Annotated in this window: 12 protein-coding genes; 1 reads left to right on the top strand and 11 read right to left on the bottom strand. The window is 63.4% G+C overall.

Features of this window, described 5'->3' with window-relative positions; all coding sequences use genetic code 11:
- Positions 1-222 precede the first annotated feature (222 nt).
- The 5 genes from ACFC1W_RS01310 to ACFC1W_RS01290 all read right to left on the bottom strand — a co-directional run bounded on the left by ACFC1W_RS01310 (position 223) and on the right by ACFC1W_RS01290 (position 7828).
- Positions 223-858, bottom strand: coding sequence for a hypothetical protein (locus ACFC1W_RS01310; protein ID WP_375987716.1), 636 nt, complete (start codon positions 856-858; stop codon positions 223-225).
- A 177-nt stretch (positions 859-1035) separates the two neighbouring features.
- Positions 1036-2250, bottom strand: a complete 1215-nt coding sequence (locus ACFC1W_RS01305) for a DNA cytosine methyltransferase (protein WP_375987714.1) — start codon at positions 2248-2250, stop codon at positions 1036-1038.
- A 92-nt stretch (positions 2251-2342) separates the two neighbouring features.
- Positions 2343-4163 (bottom strand): SNF2-related protein, encoded by a 1821-nt coding sequence (locus ACFC1W_RS01300; protein ID WP_375987712.1) that lies wholly within the window; start codon positions 4161-4163, stop codon positions 2343-2345.
- A 5-nt stretch (positions 4164-4168) separates the two neighbouring features.
- The gene (locus tag ACFC1W_RS01295; RefSeq protein ID WP_375987710.1) at positions 4169-6196 is read right to left on the bottom strand and encodes a hypothetical protein; all 2028 of its coding nucleotides are present in this window, start codon (positions 6194-6196) and stop codon (positions 4169-4171) included.
- A gap of 570 nt (positions 6197-6766) precedes the next feature.
- Entirely contained in the window at positions 6767-7828 is a 1062-nt protein-coding gene (locus tag ACFC1W_RS01290; protein WP_375987708.1) for a hypothetical protein, read from the bottom strand.
- Between the two features lie 199 nt (positions 7829-8027).
- Between ACFC1W_RS01290 and ACFC1W_RS01285 the strand changes: the two genes are divergently transcribed.
- Positions 8028-8564, top strand: a complete 537-nt coding sequence (locus ACFC1W_RS01285; protein WP_375987706.1) for a hypothetical protein — start codon at positions 8028-8030, stop codon at positions 8562-8564.
- Between the two features lie 1180 nt (positions 8565-9744).
- On the opposite strand, the gene ACFC1W_RS01280 is transcribed toward ACFC1W_RS01285, so the two are convergent.
- From ACFC1W_RS01280 to ACFC1W_RS01255, 6 genes are all read right to left on the bottom strand, one after another.
- A complete protein-coding gene (locus ACFC1W_RS01280; protein ID WP_375987704.1) occupies positions 9745-12486 on the bottom strand; it encodes an AAA family ATPase in 2742 nt (913 codons plus the stop codon).
- A gap of 192 nt (positions 12487-12678) precedes the next feature.
- Positions 12679-14889 carry a UvrD-helicase domain-containing protein gene (locus ACFC1W_RS01275; RefSeq protein ID WP_375987702.1) on the bottom strand — a complete coding sequence of 737 codons (2211 nt, stop codon included), beginning with the start codon at positions 14887-14889 and terminating at the stop codon, positions 12679-12681.
- A gap of 118 nt (positions 14890-15007) precedes the next feature.
- Entirely contained in the window at positions 15008-16732 is a 1725-nt protein-coding gene (drmB, locus tag ACFC1W_RS01270; RefSeq protein WP_375987700.1) for a DrmB family protein, read from the bottom strand.
- A complete protein-coding gene (locus ACFC1W_RS01265; protein ID WP_375987698.1) occupies positions 16719-19937 on the bottom strand; it encodes a helicase in 3219 nt (1072 codons plus the stop codon). The genes drmB and ACFC1W_RS01265 overlap by 14 nt, the downstream gene beginning before the upstream one ends.
- A complete protein-coding gene (locus ACFC1W_RS01260; RefSeq protein WP_375987696.1) occupies positions 19924-21711 on the bottom strand; it encodes a UvrD-helicase domain-containing protein in 1788 nt (595 codons plus the stop codon). Before ACFC1W_RS01260 ends, ACFC1W_RS01265 begins: the two co-directional genes overlap by 14 nt.
- Positions 21695-26458 carry a sacsin N-terminal ATP-binding-like domain-containing protein gene (locus ACFC1W_RS01255; RefSeq protein WP_375987694.1) on the bottom strand — a complete coding sequence of 1588 codons (4764 nt, stop codon included), beginning with the start codon at positions 26456-26458 and terminating at the stop codon, positions 21695-21697. The genes ACFC1W_RS01260 and ACFC1W_RS01255 overlap by 17 nt, the downstream gene beginning before the upstream one ends.
- Positions 26459-26633: the final 175 nt, after the last annotated feature.

Here is a 26633-nt window from a genome sequence, read left to right as displayed (position 1 = left end):
ATTAGTGGCCGCAGGAAGCGTTTCTCGTCACTCACGTGGGTAGGGCCTCTTCATCAGCCACGCCCACAAATCTCAAGTGCCGAATTGATCGGCGCAAACTCGTACTCGGGGATCCCCATACGGGGACTGCCCGCAGACGGGGCCTTCGCGGTCGGTGGCGCGCCCACCGTGTCGGTCGGCTGCGCGACTGACTTCCGGACTGCCGCGGCGCACACTCAGGCGTCAGAACAGGGTGGGCTGAGCTTCGTCTGTTTCAGCGGCACGGGCCGCATCCGGTTGTGACTGCTTGCGGGCCGTCTTCGGTAGCGATCGGAAACTCGCACGCGTCTCGAAGAGCGACGCTGTGAGTGAGAGCATCTCGGCGATTGACGGGGCGTAAACGACGACCAGGATGTGTCCTCGGGTGGAATCGAGGCCGAGCCCGCAACCACTCGCGGCGACAAGGGGCTGGAGTAGCTGCAACCGTTTCTCGTCGGAGGCGAAAAGCACCACCGGCTCGGCCGACCAAGAGCGAGCCACATGGGATCGACAGCTGGCTACGGGGTAGAACCCGAGCGCCGAGAGGACGTAGCTCAGGCCGGAGACACCCAACTCAAGTCCCCCGAGCGTGTACCCGTCTTCGGTGAGGGCTGCGGGAAGGTCGGCAAGCGCGCCGAGATCTTCAAAATCGGCATCAGCCTCGATGCCCTCGATCGCTACCGCGAGAGCTTCGAACTCGTCCTCGCTGGACGAGTGATCGACAACCCAAGCTGCCGCGGCTCGCTCCCAGAGCATCACGCCGAGCGCATCGTCGACACGCGTGTTCGCAATCACCAGGACATCTCGAAAGTACAGCCCGGCATATCCCTCGTCGCTCATTTCGCTGGGCTTCGGAACCCAGAGGTCTCCGACGGGTGGCAGAGACGAGTCGACCTGGATGTCACGTCGCGGGTACATGCGAGCATTGTTGCGCGTCACAGCCTCAGTGCGGCGTGCGGCTTGCCGACCGTGAGGCGAGCCGGCGGGACACCCAGGCCAATGGACTCCGTGAATCCGTCAGCCAGCGAGTGCCAGCTCGCCTCCGGTTCTTGACGGTTCGAACGTCAATTGGCCGATGGGTTCGGGCTTGAGTGCCAATGAGTCGATTGCGGCTGCGCCAACTTCGCGCATCAACGCAGGCGGGACCGCGTTGCCGATCATCGTCGCGAGATCAGCACGCTTCGCGGCGGAGCTGAAGGAGAAGTAGTCGGGGAAGCCCTGAATCCGTGCGGCCTCGTGGGCGGTGAGTGCGCGAAGTGCGCTTGGGTGCATGTATCGGCCCTGCCCAATGCTGCCGAAGCCGCTCGTGATCGTCTGCGCAGGATCGTTCCAGCTCAGCCGGCCGTACATCGACTTGTATGAGTGGTTGCCGTCCTGGTGACACTTCGGGCGCAGGTCGTTCGGAAGGTCCTTGTCTCCCGACTCCTGCATGTACTCCATCCGCTCTATGTTCGCGGGGCTCGCCTTTGGTGGCGTGTCATATCCGGTGGGGTTCACAAGCCCCACGAGGTCACCGATCGCCCATTCGAGATCGAACGTTGAGTCCTCGGTGCGGGATGAGAGGTCCTTGAGCACAAGTTCCGGATCGAGACCCTTGATTTTCGACGCGAGGAGGACGTGGCGGCGACGCTTCTGCGCAACGCCGAGCGAGTGGATCCCGACTGTGACGGTCGCGACCTTGTAGTCGAGCTTCTTGAGGAGGTCGAAGGTGGTCTGCACGACGCCGGCGGTGTCGAGACGGACCGTGGGCACGTTCTCGATGAGGATGATCGAGGGGTCAAGCACCCGGGCTGCTCGAGCCACTTTGAGGTAGAGCTTGTTCTTCGGATCATCGCGACGCGTCCGGTTGTTGAGGTCGCTATGACCTTGGCACGGCGGGCCGCCGAAAAGCAGGTGCGTCGTCCCGACTGACTTCCGCGTCTTCAGCTCCGCCTCGGTGAGCTCGTCGTCTAGCTCGCCATCGAAGTAATCCTCGACGGACGCGACCACCGCGTTCGCTTGGGGAAAGTTGGCCTTGTACACGTCGACGGCGGACTGCTCGAAGTCGAGCGCGAGGCGAACGTCGAGCGCGAGCCCAGCCGCGGAGGCCGCTTGCGCGGCTCCCAATGTGAGCCCTCCACACCCTGAGAAGAGGTCGACGATCCGCAGCGCCGGATCGCCCGACTCGAACGCCGGGCGGACCTTCTCCCTAAGGGGGAAGGTCGGGGCTGGGGTATCGAGCGAGGCTGTCATGTCGCTCGAGTTTAGCTTCGCCCACTAGAAATCTCGAGCGGGAATCAACTGCTGAGGAAAACGCCGCTCGCAGGGCCTCTGTGGAGGAACAGTCAGGTCAGATGCCCAAGCAGGTTGGCAAGCTCCTGGCGGCTGAACCCGGCGGCCGCGGGACCGATCTCCACCCGCGTCAGGCGTGCGAGGGTGGGGTCGTTGAGCACATCGTCCATTGCTCGGAGTTTCCGACGCAACGCGGCGTCGATGCGCTCGTCGATCGTCTCTATCCCCTGCAAGACGATCGCCCGCGCCGTCGTTCCTGGCGGCATTCCAACACGGTGCGTCCGGTCGAGCGCCTGGAGGAAGAGCCCGGCGTTGAAGGTGCGATCGACATGTAGCTGGGTTTGGCAGGCACGGTGCAGGCTGACTCCCTCACCGAGCGTCTGAGGGGTAGCTAGCAGGACCGTGCAATCAGAATCGTGGCGGAACCGCCGCAACTCCCGCTCGCGATCGGTGGGCGCGCCGGGGTCGTGACGTGGAGTTGCTCCCGTAATTACCGCGGGTGAGTAAGGCTCCAGCAGACGCTGGAGCTCGTCGATGTTTCCGAGGAAGTTGGTCCATATCAGCAACTTCTCGCCGCGGGCAGAGTACTCGGCGGCATACCGGGCAGCAGCCAGCAGCTTCGCGGGTCTCGCTACCGCCCGAACCTCGGCGATCAGCTCAGAAAGGGGGCGCCCCGCATCGATGTCATTCGGCCATGCCAGCTCCCCGTCCGCTGCCGGCTCCAGAAGGGCTGGATTCGACGCGCATACGATAAGTCGAGTCACGGCCTGCTGAACATACTCGGGATGGTCTGCCCGCAGTTCCGGGTTGTCTTTGAGGCCGCTGGCCAACGCGTTGTAGACGCGCATGTGCGCATCGTCGAGCCGCACCGGCTCGATCTCGACGACAGCTTCATCGAGGCCCAACCCCTCCTTGGTGATGCGTACCCATGACCTGTCGGCATGCGGAGTGTGCGTGCTTGCGAGTCGAGCGCCCTGACCAGGCCACGCAAGGTCGAGAATCGCGACAAGGTCCTCGGGTCCGTTCGGCATGGGCGTTCCGGTGAGCACGAGTCGCGCGGCGGCCAGCCCCGCCAAGTCCGCGGCCCCGAAGCCGTGAAGGCCCTCTTTGCCGCGCTTCGCGCGATGCGCTTCGTCGAACACGACCGCAAAGCGATGCCCGTGCGACCATGCGTCAATCGCCGCGCGAATGCCGGGTTGCGCTGCGCGCTCGTAGTTGTAGACCAGCACCTCGCTTCGCCGTGACGGCGAGTTGGGGGCGAGCTCCACGACAGGGATGTCGCCCGTTGCGAAGCAGTCCCTCGCCTCCTCCTCCCAAGCCTCGTAGGCGCTCTGAGGCGCGATCACGAGCATGCGATCCACGAGACCAGCGGCTCGCATCAGCGCATACACCGCATAGGTCATGGTGGTCTTCCCACTCCCGGGCACGGAGAAGTTTCCACCACCGCCACTCGAAACGAGCTGGGCGACCGCATCGCGCTGGGACGGCAGCAGCTGCCGGGCGAATCCGGCGTCGAGGAGCGCGTGGTCAAGGCCTGCGCCGGCCCGCGCCGCGGGCACAGCGAGTACCCGATCGACGGCACGCTGCACCGCCGACGCCGAACCCGAGGCCGCGCGAGCATCCTGGGTCCAACTCCATTCCCATCGTCCTGCGGGCCACGGACGACTGAGGATGTCCGCTACATCACCAGCCTTGTCCACCGGCACGACGAGAGTCCGCTCGCCGTCGTCGCTTGCGCCCGTCTGGAGCAGGAACTCCTGGGCGAGGGAGAGCCAGGCTGACCGCGGCATCCCGGTCGGGGCGACGATGACGAGATCGCCGCCCCGGCGAAATACGTCGCCGGACGCTCCTTCTTCGGGTGCGTCGTTTCCCATGGAGATCAGCGGGACACGCGACTCGCGGCGCGGGCGTAGGCCTTGCCTACCTGGAAGAAATCGACCAGCGACTGCAGGACCGGGATGACCTCATCGACGAGGATCTCGTTGATGCCGATCTCCTCGTACACCGGCTCACCCCAGAGGTCAGGCGCATAGTCCGTCTCGAGCGGAAGCTCATCGTTGGGCGGAGTAAGGCCCAGCAGCTCGCCCGGGAGGATCTCTTTGAGACGCTCCGATCCGTACTCCCCATCGCGAGCCCGCTTGAGCGAGTCGACGAGCTCCTGAACCAGTCGCGCGAACTCGGTCTGCGGATTGTCTGACGTCGCGCGGGCGCCCAGCCACCGCTGGCGGAGATACACGTCCGTGAGTTCCTGATCGTCATCTCGATCAAGCGGGATGGTGTACGTCGCCGACGCTGTGAGCGCGGCGATCGCATCGGACAGCTCAGTGATGCCAACCTCGTGCTGCGCCATCGTGCGGAGCAGGATGCTCGGGTCGCTCGCCGAAATGTCGTTCGACTTACCACCGGCACCGAGGCCCGTGCGCGACAGCGCCGTGCGCTGCGCGATGAGACCCGGGTTTGCCATCAGCGCAAGGCCCCCGAGCGCGGCGATGGCGCGCTGCGCGGGCCCGGCGTTGTCAGGATCGTCGTCCGCACTGCGGCTGCTCCGCTCTTCCTGGGCGCGGGCAGTGAGTTCGGCGAGAGGCAACGTCAGAAGAGACGGCCAGATGGCATCGTTCCGGTGCTCACTCGTCTTCCAGAACCAGGCGTGTCGGAAAGTTCCGAAGATGGCGGCCTGGATCGTTCCCTCCCAGCCGGAGCCGTTGAGACCGAGGGCTGCGATCGCCTGAGCGGCAGCCACCTTCGCCCGATCGTCCGAGTGCACACGCGTGCTGTTCAGGCGCAGCCGCTGGTTGACGACCTCAAGTGAGTCCACCGGCGAAGCCCCGTCACCCGGAGGCACCGCCGCCTGCACGGTAAGCGCTGCCAGCAGCTTCGTCGTCGAGACGAGCAGGTTCCCAGGACCGCCATCGTCCGTCCGTGGCGGGCCGCTCCACTCGGCGAGCGACTCGCCGAGCCACATCGACCGTTCCGTCTGGCTGACGCGCGAGTCCGCCACCAGATCATCCACAGCACCGATCGCGATCAGGCCGAGGACGTCAGCGTCGTTCCACCGCTCCTTTGCCTTGCCGGGCATGTGGTAGCTGCGGATGAGCTCCTGCACCGTATCCGACACCGGGTGCGCAAGCCCGCGACGCTCGGCGATTACCGGGTCCGGGTTGACCGCGACGATCAGGTTGACCTCCATCGTCCGGATCAGCTGGAACGCGACCGCAGCCGGCGATGTGGCGGCGACAGTCTCGACCCATCCTTCGATGTTGGTCGCGCCAGGGAAGTACCCCGCGGCGGCGGTTGAGGAGAACTTCAGGCTCTCCGACAAGGTAGAGAGATCCTCGGCAGTCAGATCACGCAGCCGCGGCTGGGCACTGCGCAGCCAGCGCTCGGTAGCGACGCTGGCAACGTTTCGATTGGCGAGCACGTCCATCGCCGCAAGTGCGGAGAACAGGCGCTGCGCACCTTCGGCTGCTTGAGCGACCCAAGCGCTTCCCGTCGCCGAGTTGAGCTGGGTCAGGACCACGTCTGGGGGATCCAGCACGCCGAACTGGATGATGCTGTCGATGCGTCCCTTCTTCGGGCCGTCGGCTGCTGTGTAGTTGGCGAGGCCGAGCAGACGGCGCTGCGCTGAGACGATCTCGATGACGCTCTCCGGCCCATCGACATCCATCGTGGGCAGTGACAGCAGCGGGTGGTCCTCCGCGGTGGTAACCAGGTGGACCTCGCTGCCTCGCAGTTCGGACCCCATGCGACGGAGGGCGCGGCCATTCAGCATCCAGGGGAAGATCAGCGGGGTGTTGACGGTGAGGCGGACGAAACGAAGAGTCCCGCTCTCAGTGCGCTTGGTCTGGATCTCGCCGAGCGCCTTCATGTTCCGTTCGGTGTCGGCGTTGAGCGCCTCGACCTGCCGCACGATCCCGAGGTCGACGTCGTCCACCGCGATGCCGTGCTCTTCGGCGAACACGTCGCGGAATCGGCCGCCGAGCCGGCTGAGTGGTGCGCCGTCGCGTTCGTCAGGACGGCCGGCCTCCGGACGGAACGGGACCGGGAGCAACTTGCGGTCCTTGATGCGAGAGACAGGCGGTGCGGACTCGGGATCCGCGAGCGGGCGCAGGACCCCCGCGCCGGTCTTGGCGCTTTTGCTGGTTGTGTTGCGTGCCACGATCTGACCTCCTCGGGTCATTCGGGCCCGTGCTGGTCGATCGTCAGAAGACGCGCATTCAACATTCGAAGTGGGGACACCACTCCCGTTAAGCACGAAACTTCCTCCATTCGAACCGGAACTTCGATCTCGGGCACCGCAACAGCTTCAGTCGCTGCATTGGAACCCGCTCTGACCTCGGTACGGCACGAGCAGGGTCATCTGTTCGCCGTCACAGTATCAGACGCGATCGCCGACTCGGCCCCAGAAGCACGAATTAGTTCATGAGCGGCTCAGAATCGTAGGCGTTGAGTCATGGCACGAGCCCCCGTGGATGCGAGATCATCGAGCGCGCGAGAACTGGGAGAGCATCGCCAGACGAGCGTTCTCGACGTTCATGTTCTCCGGTATCGGCCACAGACTGGCTCCGCTTAGCATCCGACGAAGGCTGGGGCCCAACGGATGCTCTTGCTCATTGGCGATCGATTCTCCGACGGTGCGACCGATTCCAGCGAGCAGATCAGCGACTTGAACGCGCGGATCGGTTATGGAGTCGACCAGTCGAACACCAGTTAGCTCGCTGGCCAAGCCTTGTCGAGAAGGGGCGATGTCCTCCGGGCGGGCGAGTGACTGCTTCGCCCACTCAATCTTTACCGGGGTCAATTCCTTAGCGGCATCGTGAACCAGTTCCACAGGCTTGCCTGAGACTGATGACCAGAAGTGCACAGCCGCCCCGACTGCGGAGATGAGCGGATCCATCGTGCGAAGTCGCTCCTCGAGGCCGTCGCCGAGTTGGAGCCTCGACAGCGACCCAAGATGGCTGAATCCGGCGAAGACCGTGCCCAGCACATCTCGCACAACGGCATCCTCATCGGACAACAGTCGCACCATTTCCTGGATCAAGCGCGCCAACAGCTCCTGCGCCTCGTTTGCGTCCTTTGCTCGCATGAAATGCTGGAAGGTCATCAGGAGCGTGTCCCACGCCGCCCCGTAGCTCCGAGGACCAAGGAAGAAGAGCAGATTCGCTCCCGCAAGAGCGACACCAGTCTCATAGATGTCGTACCCGAGTGCATGTGCGGCTTCTTCCGCCGTCGAGTCGTAGAGCTTCGAAACGACGAAGTACTTCTTGTGGGTGAGGTGCACCGAGGCGTTCCCCTCGACCGAAGGATGGGAGAGTAGCCATTCCGCCGTGACCTGGTGCTGCGGCTGAAGGATCGTCTTTGACTTCAACTCCGTGGTCTGGCTGCGCGTACGCGCACGGGTTTCATCCATCAGCGCGGCTGCTTCGTCTGGCGACAAAATCACGCTGGCGTGCGCGAAGACCGCAGATCCCCCTGAGAGTAAGTTCTCACCGTCGTTGCCGGATTCATCACAGGCGACCACTAGCGGCTCGGTTCTAGTCACGGCGCGTCCGCCTCCTTCGATCGACTTGAGACGCCATCTTCGCAGGTCGTGCTCGCACCTACGTGAGCTCATAGAACACCGGTGGACTCGCACGCCTGGGTGCACCAGTGGTCGCGCGATTGCCGGCCGCCCGTCGGACCGGAGTTGCGCATCTCGCGATCTGATCCGCGCCGACGCGGTACCTGAGATGATCGGGCATGTGACTGACGACGATGCTCGCGAGTTCTACTACATCTTGGGCAGATTGGGACAGGAACGTCTGCATCTTGCGTACGACGTCCGAACCCACGCTCCACATGATCAGACCCTCGAAGACGACATCACTTTCGACGATCTCTATGAGTATGTCCGCGGGTTGGGTGCCGCTGAAGACGTGCGGGAACTGATAATGGAGGTTCTCGCAGCAGCTGAGACATTCGAAGGCGAGGCACGGTTCGCGGTCGAATCCACCTGGTTCCGGAATGGAGATGGGGGGTGGATCAGCCACGGTCATGGCGAACTGCCGGATCTCGACGCCACCATCAATGAGGCCACTCTTCGAGAACTCGTCGCTCAAGGATCGCGCCTTCGAAGCCGAGTTCAGGCGATCTCCGGATCGCTTGCGGAGGTGGAGTGGGTGCAAGCCGCGAGCCTCGAGATACTTCGAAACGAGTTCCAAGTCGACCAACACGGCGCCGCTGTGCCCTTCTCTCAGCTTGATGCGTCGGATCGCGCACCTGAGGATTGCGTCGGCTAGGCCCGGGCTCGCTGTCCACACTTCGTGAGCGTCCGCAAGCCGGTCGCCGGGCGTTCGCTCCGAGCGCCCGAAGCATCGCTAGGCTCAGCGACCAACCGCTACCGATCACGCCTCTGGAGGACCGATGTACCTAAGCCTTGGTCTCACTACCGAGATCGTCTACATACTTGGCCGGCCACCTGGTAACCAGGCGGGTTCGGAGACTTCATTTCTGGACTTCTGGCCGGTGATCATTGCGGCCCTCGCCCTCATTTGGGGAGTTAGGACGTGGATATACGGCGGTAGTGTGCTCCTCGTCAAGCTGGAGCTCGGCTATTCCGATGGGATTCAGCTCGTCCGAGGGGCTCCGGTCGACTACTTGGATCCATCCGCAATGAATCGGCAGTTTGACCGAAGAATTACGAACCCTGCGCTCGACCTGGTTGTGGTGACGGTGATCAATCGAGGGCGGACTCCAGCGACTGTGCTAAACCCGGGACTCACATTTTCGATGCACGGAGTTGACCCAGTCTTCGTGGGGGGAGTCCTACTAGCGGACTTCGGGGGCACGGTCGAGCGAGTTCGGATCGAGGCTCACGATTCACGAGTGTTCTTGATGCCGCTGGAAGGCATGGTAGCGACGGCCCAGGCCGACCTGACGTTCCAAAAGGCGGAGAGCATGCGTGGCGATATCCGTGCACGTGCCCAGGTCACCTCGGGCACCGGGAAAACCAAACGATCGAGAAAGTGGATGTGGCGCGGTAAGCGGTTCCGACGGGCAGACTGGGCGCTAAGAACTCCTCTGCGAGGGAACCCTCTTCGGGATGAAGAACAGCTTCTGGCCGAGTTTGTGGACTCGCGGAGCGGGTTATACGACCAGTCTCTAGTCATCGGAGGCATCCTATTGGCCATCCGCGCAGGCAAGTCCGACGGCAGCATCATGAGCTCGTTTCCGCCAGCGCCCGCGGAGATGATGAAGCGCACCTTCATCCTCAACCGAGCTCGCGCTCTGCTTGCCGAGTCAGCTGCACCGTAGGCGTCGACTTTACGGGTTACGGCTCAGGGTCTTCGATCCCTCATTAGAGCGGTCCTCATGAAGACAGGCGAGGAGATGACGCAAGGGTGCGTCTAGCGCATCGGATCTAGTCCGAATTGCCGGCCCGGAAGCTTGCCCGATGATTGGTCCGTTAATCGAGCACCTCTACATCCCGAGCCCGCGCCCCACACTCAGTCCCCCGACCACCGGCCCCGTAGCCATCGCCGCTTCTCGCTGCCTCGCCGCATGCCGCACCTCGGTCTGGGCCGCGCGTACCGCATCCTGCATGGTCAACTCCGGCGTGCCGCGCTGCATCGACTCGGCGAGGCGCTCGCGGGCCGCGGCATCCGTCCGCGCGACCACGATCGCGACATTGTGCACCCGCCCGCGCGTGAGGCCTACGTAGAGCCCTGCGGCATCCACGTCGGGCCCGACCACCGACGCGTCGGCGGTGTCGCCCTGCACACCGTGCACGGTGGACGCGTAGGCGAGCTGCAGGTGCTCCTGCGCGTACTCGGTGGACACGCGCGCCACCTCGCCGCTGTCGCTCACGGAGACAAGAGACAGGTACTCGTCGCGGATGCCGCGCACGATCCACTGGGCGCGATTCTCGACTCCCGTGCGCCGGTCGTTGCGACGGGTCTGGACGGTGTCGCCGACGAGGATGCGCTGCTGCCCGATTCCCGATGCGACTACGCGGACGTCGAGCTCGCCCTGATCGACTCGCCGTTGCTGGATAGCGTCGTTGATCGCATCCGCCTCAGCATTCGTGCCAGATACCAACGTCACGCGCCTGCCGCGCGCGTGCCAGTCGAAGTACGCGTCGATCATCCGCTCGCGCGCCGCGTCGTGATGATCGACCCGGTCGACGTGGCCGTGTTCGGCAAGCTCGCCCGCTACCACCAGCGCATGCTCGCGATCACCCGCATCCCGGAGTCGCAGTGTGAGCGCCGCGTAGTCGGGATCGCGGAACCGGTGCACCGTGTCGAGCTCGACCGCAGCGTTCGCGTGCCGGATCGCAGAACCGATCGCACCTGCATGCCCGACCGGCAACGCCTGATGCGTGTCACCCACGAACGCCAGCCCGACACCCTGCTCGATCGCGAGGCCGACGAGGACGTTCGCCGTCTGCAGGTCGACCATGCCGGCTTCGTCGACGACGATCCGATCGCGAGAACGCAACACGTACTCGGTTGGTCCGCCGTACACGGCGCCCGTGCTGGGATCGACTTCTCCCACTCCAAGCCTGGTCCACACCTTCGCTCCGGCCTCGTCGTTGCCCCATCGGTAGCCATGGTCCGAAAGCAACGCATGAAGACTGGATGCCGCGGCCCCGACCTCGCGAGACGCCACCGACGCCGCCTTCCGTGTGGCAGCAACGACGAGCATCCGCCGCCGTTGCGACATGAGCGCCGCGAACGCAGCGCGCAGCATCGTCGTCTTCCCCGTGCCGGCGGGGCCGGTCACCGTCACGAGTCCGTCCGTGCCGGCGATGGCGCACGCGGCAACGCTCTGCGACGCATCCAGCGACGAGAGCTCTTCGTTCCGTGCGAGCCGGTGCAACTCGCCTGGCAGCAGGGAGCGCCCGGGTCGGGCGACCACGTCCAGGCGGCCGGCGAGACGCACCTTGGCGCGCACGGTCTCGGTCGCCATGAACGCTTTGACGTGCGCCGGCGGATCATCAGCAACGAGCCGGTAGACGGAACCCGTCGCACGCTGGGAGATCTCAGCGATCACGTCGTCGAGCCGGTCGCGCTCCGCAACAACGCCCGTGCGCGAGAGCGCGCGTATTGCTCCCGCGCGGATGTCGAAAATGCTGAACCGCCCGCCGCATGATGTGGACCGTTCGTCCGCGTCGACGATCGCCTGTGCAGCGAGCAGATCCAGGTCGAGGGCTTGCGGGTCTGTTGCAGTGACTGGAATGGGCGCGCGCGGGGTGATCAGACTCGGTTCGATCGCAGCAATCTCCTCGCGGACGCGCGCCTCCCACGACGCCTCATCGACTTCGGCCGGCTTGTTCGGACGCGACACCGCCCACGCGCGTCGATCGATCTGCTGTAGCACCTCCACGCTGGGAGCAGATCCTCCGTGCGCCGCTGACCACTCCGCGATCAGGCGCGCGCGGTTGGTTTCGATCTGCGCCGACCGACGCGAGACGGGTCGGACGCAGCCGGCGAGTTCGGCGATCTCGCCATTCTCGGCGAGCGTGTACCCGTGCTGGGCGAGCACGGCGATCCAGGCGGGATCGGTGCGGGCGGTGAGCTCACCCTCGGCATTGACGACGGTGTGGAGTTTCATCGCGACCCGAGAGTCGAGGTTTGACCACTTGCCGTCCGCTCCGAGCACCTTGATGTTCAGCCAGAGATGACGGTGGATGTGCGGGTCGAGCGCGCGCGAGCGACGATGCTGCAGCTCGACGACCTCGATGCGGGCGATCTCCTCGCGGATGAGCCCTCCGTGCCCGCGCCGTGCGTTGAGCTCCGTCTGCCACGTGAGCAGGATGCGCTCACGCAGCCGATCCTGGAGAGCCTCGAACTCGGTCGCGAGTTCGGGATGCAGCAGCGCGGCGATACTGTACGACTTCGGGTGGTTGAGCGTCCCATCGAGCAGCAGGTCGGCGTCGGGGCTCAGCCGCTGATGGCCGCGCTCTTCCCCGGTGACCGGGTCGTGTCCGGTGAGCCAGACACGGAGGCCGCCGGCGGTGAGCTCGTCTTTGCCGATCCGGCCGCTCGCGACAATGAATCGCGAGACGGTCGAATTGGATGCCGCACCATACGCTTCGAGCGCGTCAACGCCGGGGGAGTGCTGCCGGTGAGCATCGCAGATGCCGTCGAGCGCGTAGCCGATCGCCTGTCGAACCCCCCGGGAATCGACACCCCGCTTCCAACGCTCGAGGCCTCCTCGCATGGCGCAAGAATAGGGTCAGTTTTCGTCATTATCCAGGTATTTTTGTGGTGTGCAGGTACGTGTAGGGGAGTGCTTCTAAAGGGTGTCGCTCACCATGGGTGCCTGCGTGCATCGCTCTGGTTATTCACGCTTGTCTACTCTCTGGGTCTCGTTTCACTCTCGCTCGCCGGCGTTGCTGTCCAGTAAGAGGGATCATCCAAGTAGGGGCGAAGGCGTCCCTGCCCAAGTGACCGCGAGCACGTCACGAGCCCTGCTAGCTGCGACGTAGAGCAATGAGCGCTCGCGCAGCAGGATGTCGGCTTGCTCCTCGACGGACACGTTCGTCAACAGGTTTGCCTGGGGCATGACGCCGTCCGAAATGTCGAACAGGACAACGCGGAGGAACTCCATCCCCTTGGCCGTGTGCATGGTCATAACCACGGGTCGATTTCCTTCGACCTTCGCAGCCGTGATGTAGTCGCTGGAAAGCCCACGCGCGTGGAGCCCGTCGCGGAGTGAGCGTGCGCGCTGGTTGGTTCGCGCGAGCAAGGCGATGCTCGAGGCATCAACCCCGTCGTCGAGCCAGCCAGAGACTAGCGCTGACACTCGGTCGATCTGATCCGCCTGGTCTTTCCCGGCGATAGAGATTGGCTGCGGGCCGCGCCGAATGCTCCGATATCCCGAAACGCCCTCCGTTTGCTCCTCAGAATCCAAGAACTCACCACCCGACAACAGCGCCATCGAGTACCGCAATGTCTCCTCAGTGGTGCGGTAGTTGAGCGTGAGCCTGCGCGAACGACCGATGATCCTGATGCCATAGTTCCGGAGCACGACATGTTGACCGTAGATGCGCTGATGGGTGTCTTCCGCGATGAACAAATCGTTCTCGCCAGACCTCGCGAGGGCGCGCAGGAGCTGCCAGTGCGACGGCGTGAGGTCTTGACCTTCATCGACAAGCACATGATCGGCGACGAGACGCGACTCGGCACCGTGTTGCTCGAGCCAGGCAGCTGCGATCGCGGCGACTTCCGCGAACGAGATGCGTTCGGCGGCCCGCGCATTGGCCCGATACTTCTCGATGACCTTCCAGACTTCCGCGCGCTTCTTTCGATCGAGCGCTATGCCTCGTCCGGCACGACGGATCGCGGAATACTGCGCCACGCTGGCAACGCGCATTGGAAGTACGATCTGCAGGTACTCACCCACAAAGAAGGATTCAAGCAAGAGGTCCTCGGGGAGATCAGGCGAGACTTCATCGATCGCCTGTCGCCATCCTTCATGGTTGCCAACCAAGTTGGAAACGCGCCCTAACGCTGAACCGAGCACGGTTGCCGCCGCCTGCCCGAACGAGGCCGCGCCCGCCTTCACCCGGACCGCGTTAGCGATTTGGTCGATGCCGCGGACGTAAACTCCTGGAGCGCCGATCTCGGGCGACTTTCGGATCGTGGGATCGAGACGTTCGAGATCGCGATCTAGGTTCTCGGCCAGCGCCCGGGTGTAGGTGGTGAGAACGATGGATGCCTCGCCATCCCTCGACGCGAGCATCCGGGCACGGTGCAGAAGAACGACCGTCTTTCCAGTGCCGGCGCCGCCCGTGAGACGGAATGGTCCTGCAAAGTCCCGCGTGGCGTAGCGCTGCTGTTCCGGGTGCAAGAAGACTCGCCAGGCTCCGAAGTCACCGCCTTCGATGATGCGCTCCAGCGCTTCGTCACTCTCGACGTAAGCGAACTGCATCTTTGCCGCGGGATGACCTAGTGCCCGGAGGATCCGGTCGTCTTCAGTCGCGCTTTGGTCAGGTTCGGGAGCAGCGGCGAATCCGAGTTCGAGTTGAATCTTGCCGAGTTCCTGGCCCACGCCGAGGGATAGCGCGGCATGTTGTTGCCATGCGTTCGGGAACGCGGCAGCGATAGCTAGGAGCTCATCCTCGTCCATCGCGCCCAGCAGCGCGTCCGCTGCGGATGCATCGAACCCAATCACTTCGATGAGGTCGGACCTGCTGTAGTTGAAGCTCGTAGTCAAGAACGACATCGTCGCAGGGTTCGTGCCCGCCGCATATCCGGGCGCCGAGGTGGATTTCGCAACCGAGGTGTCGACGAACTCACCGATCCCGTTGATCGGGTTCCCCTGGAGCAAACGTGACTTCGCAATACGGATGCCCTCGTCGTGTGGCCAGGTGCCCGCGTAAACGTAGGTCCGTACACCGTCGCTGCCGTCCAGACGGAAGAGCACTGCCCGCCACCCCTCGGTTACCCGACCCGTGCGCGCGCGCGAATCGGCCGCACCGTGCAGCGGCTTGATCCGCAACCCGTCGGATGTGTCGTCTACGCGAAGCTTCTTGATGAATGCTGCCTCGCGCATCTCGACCATCTTGTCGAGTTTCGGCGGCTTCAATCCCTTGACATCAGCCCACAAGACGTTCGGCATCGGCTACCTCAGTTCAATGGATGGCGCGGTCGCCATTGAACTCAATGGAGTGGAGCGCCACCGCCAGGCGAGCGTCCGAAGGAAATGGGCTAGAGCGCTGCTGGCTGGGTGCGCCTGCCTAGATCTCAACCGAGTCGAGAAGCTCAGTCAGTAGCCCGGATTCCGGGTCACCCCATGAGCCGATGATCGTGACCCTGTCGAGGAACTGATTGCGGTGTTCGCAACTGGTCTCGGGAAGTAGGAGGCACGCGTGGCAAGCGGCGAGATTTAGCCCGTCGCTACCGGAGGGGCCAGACTCGCCACATACTGGGTCGTTCGAGCACCAGCTCGCACGCGACAACGACCGGATGATTGCGTCCGCCAGCACATCAGATCTCGATAGCGCCGCCAAGCCACCGAGACTGCCTGCGGCGTCCGATGACGCGGTGTAGATGAGCACTCCGGCGTGACCAGAAGCTGCGAACACACGCTCACGAAGGGACCCGACCGGGTACCCTGCATCAAGGCTCAGTTCCTGAAGTAGGGCGTGTGCAAAAGAGTGAATGGCCACGAATCGCGCTGTTGGCGCTTCTGGTTGGGGGAGATCGGACTCTCTAGCCCGCAAGCGTTGTGATTCCACCAGCTTTGCAATCCGTGCCCTAGCGAGCTCCGTTGCCTCCCACCGTGCGACGAAGTCCTCCTCGAGTCGGATGAAAATACCCTCGCCGAGGACTTCGGTGGCGGGCAGCCAAGACGGGGTCTGCTCGCTGAGCTTGGCGGTGCGCGGTGAGACCGACGCCGTCGGGCTCGATGTCACACGGGTGAATCCAAACAGAGCTCGGACCTCCCGGAGGCGCGAAACCTTCGACACCTGTTTGATCACACGATGAAGCCTGTCGTCGACATCGACTTCCACGCAGCGGAATGTGTCAAGGCGCCCACCGTCGTTGCCTCCGATCAGGGCAAAGTACTCTTCCGCGCGCAGCTCAGCTTCGGTCGGTTCGGAATTAGATTGCAGCCCCTTGCGCCGGCGCACCGTGTCGAGGATGCCCGTGACGTCCAGCCCGGGCCTACCCGCGATCATCGCAGGGAGCGCTCGTTCCAGGCCGTCTTCGGGAAAGTGCTGCAGAACAGTCCAGTTCTCTGTCACAAACTGCGAGTTCGGGCTCGACCAGGGCGGGATTGAGATCGTCGACCTCACCTCGGCGAACCACACATTCGACGAGCCGCGTTGGAGAGCCCGTAGCGGCTTCTCGCACGCCTCATCCGGTGAGTCGGGCAGCCATGGACGCTTGCCGCCGCACGATTTGATGGTCCGAAGCGCGTTCCGCCCGAAGGAGCCTTCGAGGGAATGGGGCTTCGCTCCGCATGAACAGGCGATAACGATGTCGGAGAGTGAGGACGAGGCGCCGAGCGACTTTAGCGACAACGTGTGCGTTCCACCCGAAAGGTTCTCCCCACGGTGCACCCACTGGAAGAAGGGAAAATCCTCGATGTGCCCGTCCTCGCAGCATGCGACGAAGCGCGAGGGTGTGATGTCTCGCTCGCAGTCGGCACAAACCATGCGCTTCGAGTCGAACTTCCAGAACGGAGCAAGTTTCCGACACTGCGGGCAATAGTGGTAAGCCGGAAAGCGGACGGCGGGGATGTCACCGGTCTTCCGTCCCGCGGAGGGTGCATAGAAGCCGTTGACTCTCAGCGACCGCGCGAGTCGTGGCTCCTCGACCCGCAGGCTGTCGCTTGTGTACCAGTCGTCAAGTCCGCAGATCATGAAGCTCTGATCTCCGGCTGGAAACAGTGATCCGATCCCGTAGGTGCTTACCAGTTGGCTCTGCCGAGCTCTGGGCCGCTCATTCGTCGCCATGCTGCGTCGCTGCTTTCCTCGTAGGGCTGATGATCTTCAAGGTACTTTCCTGGTCCACATTTCTGAGGCTTGTGAGCGTGGCCCAGGCCACCTCGGTCGGCGGGAACTCCGCGGCGAGACCACCGTCGCCACCGCTGCTCGCCGAAAGGATGCCAGCGGGCACCATCAGCGATCTGACGTTGGAAAGGCCCTTCCAATTCGCGTACACCACAACGTCGTTGTTATCGACTGCGCGACTCCAAGTGAGCACGAGTTCTTCCAGCGCCTCTTGCACTTGCTCGACAGCTTCCGGGCTGACGTCCGCCGCCCGGGCGGAGATGATCTCGACGACCTGCCGCAGGAAATCCGCCTGGACGGGGATCGCGACTGACTTGTCACCTGCGGCTCCGCCGGTCAGGTGTCGAGCCAAGATGATGAGCACCCCGTGCAGGCCTCGGTCCAGTGCTCGCTCGGCGAAGGGAGTTGCACCGGTTGCTTCCACTTGCTTGTAGAGCGCCCGGTGGTAGGTGGTGAAGCCCTCGTAATGCGAGAGATCTCGGGAGCGCTGCGCGTTGAAAAGAGTGAATACGAGTCCCGGGTGGCGGCGGCCGACTCGACTCGTCGATTGGATGTACTCGGCTGTTGTCTGTGGCTGGCCCATCACCGCCATGAGTCCGAGGCGATCGACGTCGACGCCGACGGAAATCATGTTCGTTGCGAGCACGATGTCCGGACTGTCAGGGTCAGGGATTGACTTCTGGAGAATGCCCAGTTCCCGTGGAATATCGCTCGATTTGATTCGAGATGTGAGCTCTCCAGGATCGCGCGTCTGGCGCATCGGGCGACCGCTGCGCTTCGCGACCACCTTGATGCGGTCACGCACGTCGTCGATCGACTGGATGTAGGCGGCGCCGAGGACCCGAAGACTGTTGAAGTAGCCGAGAAGCGTCCAGTACGCGTCCCTCACATCGTCGGGAGCGTCGAGGTCGCTCGCGGCCTGCAGTAGCGCCGCATAGGTCCGGACCAGCAGCGTCGCGTGGCTCGTCGTCGGGGCCAACAATCCGACGTAGCGCCGAGTTCCCTTCTCGTCAGCAGACGCATCCACGGCGAAAAACGAGTCCGTCGCGTCAAGGCCCGGCGGGGGGAACTGCCTTGACTCACGCGCGAACACCGCCTTGACCTGACCAGTTGCTCGGCGGATAGTTGCCGTCGACGCCACCAGCTTGGGTCTCGCGCCGGTCTCGTCGTCGGTCGACAGCCGATCAATTGCGGTCTCGTACAATCCGACCAGCGTGCCGAGCGGCCCGCTGATCAGATGAAGTTCGTCCTGGATGATGAGATCCGGCACGTCATCGCCCGCGGACCCGAAGAGACGTCCGCTGCGTTCGTTCCATGCCAGCATCGCGAACTTGTCGACCGTGCCGATGACCAAAGACGGTCGGACTGCATAGACGTCGGAGTCGATGAGATTCACGGGGAGGCCGCTTCGGAAGCGACAGTCGCTGCTCGGGCATTTGACCAGCATCCGATCTTGCTGTCTGTCGATGTGATAGTCATCGGGGGTCAGTTCGGCGCCACACCACGGACACCTCAGCAGCTGCACCGGATCGCCGTTTTCACCGGCATCCTCGCCGGCCCGGCGCTTCCGCAGTGCAGCTGCAGCCTTGGCCAAGTCGTTCGGCGTCGCACCTTGCCCAACCCAGAGACCGATCGAGAACGGCGCTCTCGAAGCGAGGTCTTTTCCGTCTGGGCTGGCGCGGTAGTCCTCGAGCGCGCAGATCAAGCCAGCCGCGCGCTCGAACTGCTGCAAGGTGAGCAGGCGGAGGGTGTATCGCATGATGACGCCGACGCCGGATCCGCTTTCGACTCCGCGTTCTTCGCGGAGTCGGCGAAGCACGAGGGTGAACGCGATGAGACCCAGATAGGCCTCGGTCTTACCGCCGCCGGTAGGGAACCAGAGCAGGTCAGCAAGATCGCGCTCGGAACTCGACGGATCCACGAGGCCTTCGAGATTGATCAGCACGAACGCGAGCTGGAACGGCCGCCATTCGGGCGTGATGTCCCCGGGCGGCGCGTCCAAGTGTCGGCGGATCATCTCCTGCCGAAGCCGCTGCTGCCGCATGACCGAGTTCATAACACGGAAGGCGCGTTCCGCCTGAGGGTCGGACTCCAGCAATGCGATGCCGCGACGCATGCGGTCTGCAGCGGCCTGGGCGTCGCGGAGGTTTGACGCCGCGGTCGCAACGAACTCCGGCTCAAGATCCGCGGCCTCGTGACCCTTCAGCGCTATCCACGACTCGTACGAATCGACCATCGCGTGAAGAGGTGCGAACTTTCCCGAAACGGAGAGGTCCGCCATTCCGAGCGCTGGCACGTCCGCTCGCTCCGCCTTCGCCAGCTTCAAATCGTGCTGCGGAAAGAAGGTCGTTGTCACCTCTGTGACGACGTCACCCTCAGTCCAGTCCACGGCCACTCCATGACCGATCGCCAGATGCCGCTGCTCCCGGTACAAGAGATCACCGCTTCTCTCGTCTGCGTCGAGATGCATGAAGTAGTCGGTCCGTCGACGGTCAACAAACTCGCCGTCGAACGCTCGCACGCGAAGGACGGGACGGAACCAGCACAAGGCGTCCGTGCCTCCCTTCTCAGGGCGCGGGAAGGTGTTCTGGAGCACCACTGTGCAGCTGATGACACCGTCCTTAGTGGGCCGAAGCAAGACGCGCAGTGCGAGCCCATCCGTGACCTTGAGATGGGCCAACCGACCGTCGTCTATCACGTCGACCTCGGTCGGCGCATGTTGCGTGGGTACTCGCCGCCACGTGCCCTTCGGCGCGCGGGCGCTCCGCGTCACGCTCTCCTCCGCTCTGTCTTCAGATGCGCTTTCGACCAGTTCATACCGGTCTGCCTCAACCTCGATCACCAGGCGCTGGGTCGCGGCCGCCAGTCCGAACGTCATGCCGATCGTGGAGGGATACCGCATATGGGTCAAGGACACGCCCGGGTCGAAGTCAGCGTCGGGAGCTGTGCCCGCCTCATCATCCGGTTGCTCGTTGGCAAGCTCGGCCGGCTCGAGACCTCCTTCGACCGTAGGGTGCAGGATGCCCACGACGAATCGATCGAGCGGCGGTTCCGTGAGCTCGTTGTCGGCTGAGCTGCCGTATAGGTCCGAGATGACCGCTTCGACGATGAGGTCGCGTGCCTCGTACCAGGGGTCAAGCTTTGACATCGTCTGTACCTTTCCAACTCACCTTCAGCATTCCTACGGCGAAGGGCGCCAGCCATAGACCGTGACGACCGACTGTTCCCGACTGTGGAGCGCCCGCGACTGTGCCGACGCTCTCAACCCGCGCTCCCGCCAACGCCGGCCAAGGCGAACGCGACTTGTGTCTTGTGCGCACTCGTCGAGCCAGGGACTCCCCAAACTCGACAGACGTCCGCGCGATGACCAAATCTTGGTGGAGAACGTTGTATGACGGTATGTCGAGGGTCGATCGCATCGAGTCAAGTCGAAACTCAAGTTGATCCCCGATGCCGATCGCGCGATCAAGGTGCGCTTGCACCGCCGCTTGATCCGTGCCTCCTGGCCGGCTCAAGTCAAGGTCATTGACGCCCAACTCGATCCCGAAGGTCTGCCAGGAGGACCTCCCCCTGACGATCCATCGTGACGCTGGACCGCAGCTGACGAGACTGAGAGAACGGTCGTCGGGCCCGTCCGACCGCACGATGAGGTTCTTCGCCCTCGTGATCGCGACAAACCGGCGCCTGCTCTCATCTGCGGGCTCCCCGCGCTCAACCCATGGCTTCGAAGGAAAGTCGACAAGGACGACGTTCTCGAACTCTAGACCCTTCGCTCGGTGCACCGTGGAGACCACGAAGTCCGCGCCGGGGTTGTCCATGAAATCGGGAGGGACGGCGCGCTGAGATTTTAGCTTCGAAGCGAGTCTGAGGACGTCGATCTCCGTCCCCCTCCCGCCCATGAGACGACGAAGACCGAGCCAGGTGCGGTGGGCATCGATGCCCGGTCCAAGCCTGCTGATCATCTCTTCGAAGTCTGGACGAGCGACAGTTCTCTTCGGAGCATCGGCCAGCAGTCGAGCTATCCAGCCCGCAAGTACCCGTTGATCTGCACTCCGACGCAGCTCAACCGACGCGCCAGTCGCGGCGATCTCACCCGCCACCAGCAGTGCCTGACCGTTGTTCTCCGTCAGGAATACGGTCTGACCCGGCCATCGCCTCGCCGCGGCGAGCACATCTCCCACCTGTCCCGCCCGAGCTACGTGGACGAGAAAGTCCTCAATCGCGCTGGGACCTTCGGGTAAGAGCACCTGGTCGCGCAACCGCGCCGCTGCGATCGCGTCTCGGCTTCGAGCCCGGTATTGGCCACGCAATACCCGCGCCGCGGCTCCATGAGAATCGATCAGATTCCTCACGAGTTGCTGCGACGACGTGGCCGACCTCGGCTGCCGCCCGTTCGAGTCAGGCAGTATCTGGAAATCGTAGATTCCTTGGGCTGGATCACCGAGTGCCGTGAACCCGGAATCCTCGGGCAAGGCTTCGATCACGCGGCCCAGAAAGTCCGCACGGACTCCGACCACATCCTGGACTTCATCGACGATCAGATGCTTGATTCGCTCGAGCCGATCCCACCCTTCGTTGGCGATAAGTCGGGCGGCCAGCTCGACTCGCCCGTCAAAGCCCAGCCCCTTCGTCTCGAACTCGGCGAGATCGTGCAGGACTTCGCCAGCAAGGCTGTCCATGGTCTGAACGGCGACGAGGCTCGCCCCTGATTGGCGCAGTCTTCTCTCGACAGCGAACACAGCTGCGTTGGAGAAGCTGAGCACCAGCACGCCATCGTCGGCATCAACCCCCTCTACCTGCACCAGACGCTCGACCAGCGCGGCAACCACCTCCGTCTTTCCCGCACCCGGACCAGCGATGACTACCTGGCGATCGCCGGGACTAATTTCGACGACCTCGCGCTGACTATCGTCGAGATTCACGGGGGTTCCACAGATACTCGAACTGGTTGAACGCGAGCCGGTCCCCGTACTTCGAGAAATTGTCGCGGACATTCACGATGAGGACCTCTTCCGATCCTCCATTACGCGGACCTCGCAGCCCCCGGCCAACCATCTGCTGATAGACGTTCGGGCTGAATGTCGGTCGTGCGAGGACCACCGCCTGCACCTTCGGCGCATCGAAACCCTGCGCGAGGACGCCAAAATTGGTCAGGACGCGAATGCGTCCGGCTTTGAACTCGTCGATGTAGTAGCGGCGGGCTGCGGTTTCGGTGTCGGAGGAGATCGATACGGCCGGGACGCCCCGATGCGAAAGTAGCGCGGCGAGTACTCGCGAGTTCTCCACGGACGGCGCAAAGGCGAGTACCGTCCAGTCGCCTGGCAGTTCGGCGATGGCGTCTGCCACGCGGAGCGTTCGGAGCTCGTTGGCGCCCAGGCTTTCGGCGATGCCGACGGGAATTCGTCCGAGTCGCTCGATCTCCTCAACGTCACCTGGGGACAGGTTCACGTCGACACCATCCAAGATGGTCTGCCGGACGTTCGCCAGCACCCCCATTTCTTGCAACTCCTCGTAGGGGTCCTCGCGCAAAAACGCCCCGCGGTCAAGCCGATTGGAGTCGTAACGGGCCACCAAGCGCTTCGTCTCGACATCCGAATCGACGCCACGGAACGGCGTCGCTGTGAGGCCGATGAGAGGCCGTCGCTCATCCTTGGAGCGCCCCCTCGTCTTCCGGCCGAGCCACTCGAGAACTGACGAATACGAGCTCGTGATCGACGCGTGTGCCTCATCGATCACGACGACGGACGGATCGCGGAGCCAGTCATACTCTGAGCCACCGCGGTCTACGATCGCGTCGAGTTTCTGGATTGTTGCGATGACCAGTTGGTAGACGCCAGGCTCCTCCGGGACCTCGTTGGTGGCCCAGAGGCGGCCCAGCCGCATCGGGAGCTGAGGTCCGATGGCTCGCCATACATAGGTCCACGTCTCCGCGGCTTGCTCGCACAGTTCGTCTGTTTGGGCAATCCACATAAGCGGGACATCGGTAGAAATATCGCCGTCGCGAATTCCGTCGATGAGCGCTTGAACGGTTACTCGAGTCTTTCCAGCGCCGGTCGGCAACGAGACCATGCCTCGATCGGAACCGATGCTCCGGAGCAATGCCGTGATCCGTTCGGTCACGAACTCCTGGTAATTGTGGAGGCCCCCGAGGACAGCTGGCCCGTCGATGAACTCAACCGCTGGCCTCGCGCTACTTGCAAAGCCCGCCCACTCGGGGGGGAACCCCAGGGAGTCGACCCATTGTCGCGTGACGCGTCGCCCTGCCCACTCTTTCGGTGGTTGCAAGCCTTGCTCCTCCAGTGCGGCCCGCAGCTGCTTCAGGATCGTCACACCGTGTACGGAACGAGCAAGTGCCGCGACCTCTGTCGGCGCAATTCCGCCCGGGCGCTGCTCGAGGATGGATAAGGCTTGCGCAGGGACCGTGCGACGGAGGGCCTCAACACCCACTGCCTCGAGCAATCGGTGGTCGTCATCCGCCGCTGCTCTGACCCTTGCCCGGTGCTGATCCACCGCCATCGCGTTCAGGTCCTCGAGAATCTTGCCGATCTGCTGCGTCTCGAGTCCGAGCGCGAGAACCGTCGAGACCTGCTGCAAACGCCCGAAGTCATCGCTCGCAGTGACGAAGATCACATCACCGTCGCGACGTGCGGGTATTGGGCGTGGTACCTGGCCATTCGGTGTCGCGACCATTTTGACGATCCGCGTCGCCGACTGGATTTTGATGTCGGCGTCCGTGAAGTCAATAAAAAGCTTGAGAGGAGGAAACTCGTCCGTGAGGTAACTCGCTTCGCCAAGCGGCTCGACAATAATCTCTTCCTGGAGCAGATCCGTCGCCTTCGGCATTCCCCAGAGCTCGACGAACCGGTCGGCATCTTCGCTTGAGTTCGCGAGGAGTACGGGAATTTGCGCCTCAAGCATCGATTCATACACCGAGGCGTCGGCGGTGACACCGACGTTGAGTGCCTTTACTCGCTGATGTCCGCGTCCGACTCGGACCACGAGCTCGCCTGGCTCGATGTTGCCCGGAAGCCATGAGTAGAACTCGGCGCGGCGCACATCGTCTTCATCGGATCGCGTCCACCTGTCCGCGGTCGACTTGAGGATGTTCCAGTCGTTAACCGTGTAGTCGGACGGGTCTTCCCTGAGGACGAGTGCCTGTGCGACTGCTTCGGAGAGCTCGATCGCCGGAAGCACACGAGGGTCTATCGACTCCTGGGCGCGAAGAACTCGATTCGGCTTCATCAAACCGAACTCGGTCCGCAGCAGTCCATGCTTTCGCAAGAACCAAACCACTGGCGCAACGACCGCGGCCTGACCGTAACTGCGGTTCGTCTCGTGTTTCACGGTCCACTTTGAATCGAGACCTCTGGCGAGAAGGTACTCGGTCACCGCGGCCCGGGCCTCTTCGGACATCGATGTCAGTGGCTGCATCGGCCAGGGAGGCGGTGGGCCGTCGAATACCAGCTTGTTCGGGTCCGGTTTACTGCCCTTCTGCTTGTCGATGAACGCATCGGAGGCCATCTGTCGGAAGTCATCCATCCAACGCTCGCCAGGCGCTCCGTGCCGCCGGCCCGGAGCCTCGACAGCTCCGAGTTCACGAAGCAGTTCGTCGTCTGCGCCATGGGCGACGGGATCGATGAGGAATGCGCGGTCGCGCGTGCCCTCAGCGGGGACGATTATGCCAGCGAGGAAGGCCCGATCTATCGTCACCCAGTCGCCTGAGGCAGCCCTGACCCGAACTGTGGACTCCAGCGGAACGCCCAGATCCTCCCGAAGAATTCGGAGCGCGGTGTCGACCGGCAGCTCCCGCAGGATGGGCCAGATGGTGGCCCATGCGGACGCCAGCGCGGAGGGCGAGGACTTCACGCGGTCCAGCAGGGCGCGAAGTTCGCCAGCCCGGTCCATGACGACGACACCGAGCTTTGCCAAATTCTCGCGGACACCCGGCATGGCCGCGAGCTCCGCATCGACGAACTCCACACCGTCGCGTGTGTCACCGTCGACCCGCACAAAGACCCGTCCTCGGTGAGGGGCCGCGAGAGTGCCGTTCTCCAACCTGATCAACCGAGCCTTCATGACCCCGTTGCGAACGACGGCTTGTCGGTCGAAGTCCCGCGTCTTGTCATTGTCGTCGAGAATCTGCGCCGCGAGTGCGATCGCATTCGCTGACCGCTCCACGGTGCCCTCATGCACGAGCGCGGACAGCCAAACATCGATTCCGACCGCACTCTGCGGCTTATCGGTGCGTTGCCAGTTCGTGCGCTTCAAGCGGTCGACCTTTTGAATACGCTCCGTCGTTCGGTACGCATGCGGGTGTACCCACTTGTCGAGCGGCGCGCCCGGCATTGCAGCCCAAGACTCCAACCAGTTGTTCTCGATCTCGTTCGAGGCGTTGAGGTTGACCCAGTTGAGGGTGCGAGGCACACAAAGGTCATCGTCCCCGTTCGGCAAGGAGGGAATTGAGCGCAGGCGGTCATACACGAGGTCGTTGATGTAGTCGTCGGCCCAGTTCCTGCCCTCGTCTCCGCGCGCGGGATACAGGTCTAGGACGGTCTTGGCATGCTCGCTACCCGTGAACAGCTGAACTGCGTCGCCGACCAGCTCAGGTACGCGGTTGAGCATCTCCATATTGAAGCGGCCTTCGAGAAGCCCGGTCCGATCGTCACTCAGCTTGAACGGCGCATTGATCAGGCCGGACAACGTCGTGGCGAAGCGCGTCGGGAAGTAAGCCCAGAATGATCCCAGTCGGTCTGTGCTTGCAGGAGGAATCCGAGTTGCGTACTGGAGCTCTACCTGAGAACGTCCGGCGACGTATCCGCCGTCCTCAATCTCATCGGGCGACGGGTTGTACGAGCTCCTCGCAACCGCCCAACGAGTCGCCGGATGGCCTTCGACCCGAAGGGTCACCAAACCATCACTCTCGAGGCTTTGCGTAATTTTACGGATGCGCAGTCGAGGCTTCCCGGGCCGCGGTTCACGCCCATCTCCAGTCTCGTTCCTCAGAGTCGCGCTCTTGACGTGCTCGGAAAACAGAACGAACTCGGAGCGGAAGTCGAAGAGCCTGTGGGAGATCTCGGAGTGGCCTGTGGCGAGCGGCGCGACGATGATGGTGCTTGCCCAGCTCATGAGCGGGGGAAGGTTTGGATCCTTCTCCGCCTCCGTATCAGCATCAATCGTCTTCGCGAGTCGCATCGTCGGGTAGGCGTCGAAAGAGTATCCCTCGCCTCGGAGCGTCGCTTGAGCCCAGGACTTATCGAACGCGAACGACACGGATCTGCTCAGCACTTTGGGGTTCTGTGAGATCGCGAGCACCGACTTGAAACCGATTCCGAACTTCCCGATTCGCTCGTCGTCCTTCGTGGACACGTCGGATGCCATGACTGAGCGCACACCGTCTTCGTCGAACGCTGCTCCATCGTTTGCTACGTAGAGTGCCTCCTGTGTCAGTAGCACCTCAATGTGTCCACCGCCTTTGGAAGCAGCGTCGACGGCGTTCTGAATGAGTTCCTCAAGCTGCCGAGTCGCGTAACCGCCCTCGGAAATCCGACGCTCATTGTTTGCGTCCTGGAGCACTCGGCTCGGATCTCTCGCATACACCTTGAGGCAGATGTCAGTCTGATCCCGGACGACTTGAGCCAGTGTGGGATTCGACGGCCCCCACACCTTCACGATCGCCCCGTTCGCGCACGTGGAGCGCGCAAAAGCTCCGGCCAGCTCATTACAAATTCTCCCTGGTCAGCTAGGCGGACTGCTCCGCGCCCGAACTGCTCGGCCCAGCCGACAGACGTTACGAATATCCTCCGACATCGGCGGCGGTCAGCCACGTCGCCGATCCGTGCAGCTT

Origin of the sequence: Microbacterium sp. NPDC056003 (assembly GCF_042274785.1) — a bacterium.
Taxonomy (GTDB): Bacteria; Actinomycetota; Actinomycetes; order Actinomycetales; family Microbacteriaceae; genus Microbacterium.
This window is presented reverse-complemented; position numbering and strand designations above follow the sequence as displayed.

What these genes read in the sequence shown, in the direction of transcription:
- ACFC1W_RS01275 (WP_375987702.1), bottom strand. Translation starts at nt 14,889, where the DNA reads ATGCCGAACGTCTTGTGGGCTGATGTCAAGGGATTGAAGCCGCCGAAA.
- drmB (WP_375987700.1), bottom strand. Translation starts at nt 16,732, where the DNA reads ATGGCGACGAATGAGCGGCCCAGAGCTCGGCAGAGCCAACTGGTAAGC.
- ACFC1W_RS01310 (WP_375987716.1), bottom strand. Translation starts at nt 858, where the DNA reads ATGAGCGACGAGGGATATGCCGGGCTGTACTTTCGAGATGTCCTGGTG.
- ACFC1W_RS01265 (WP_375987698.1), bottom strand. Translation starts at nt 19,937, where the DNA reads ATGTCAAAGCTTGACCCCTGGTACGAGGCACGCGACCTCATCGTCGAA.
- ACFC1W_RS01305 (WP_375987714.1), bottom strand. Translation starts at nt 2,250, where the DNA reads ATGACAGCCTCGCTCGATACCCCAGCCCCGACCTTCCCCCTTAGGGAG.
- ACFC1W_RS01280 (WP_375987704.1), bottom strand. Translation starts at nt 12,486, where the DNA reads ATGCGAGGAGGCCTCGAGCGTTGGAAGCGGGGTGTCGATTCCCGGGGG.
- ACFC1W_RS01300 (WP_375987712.1), bottom strand. Translation starts at nt 4,163, where the DNA reads ATGGGAAACGACGCACCCGAAGAAGGAGCGTCCGGCGACGTATTTCGC.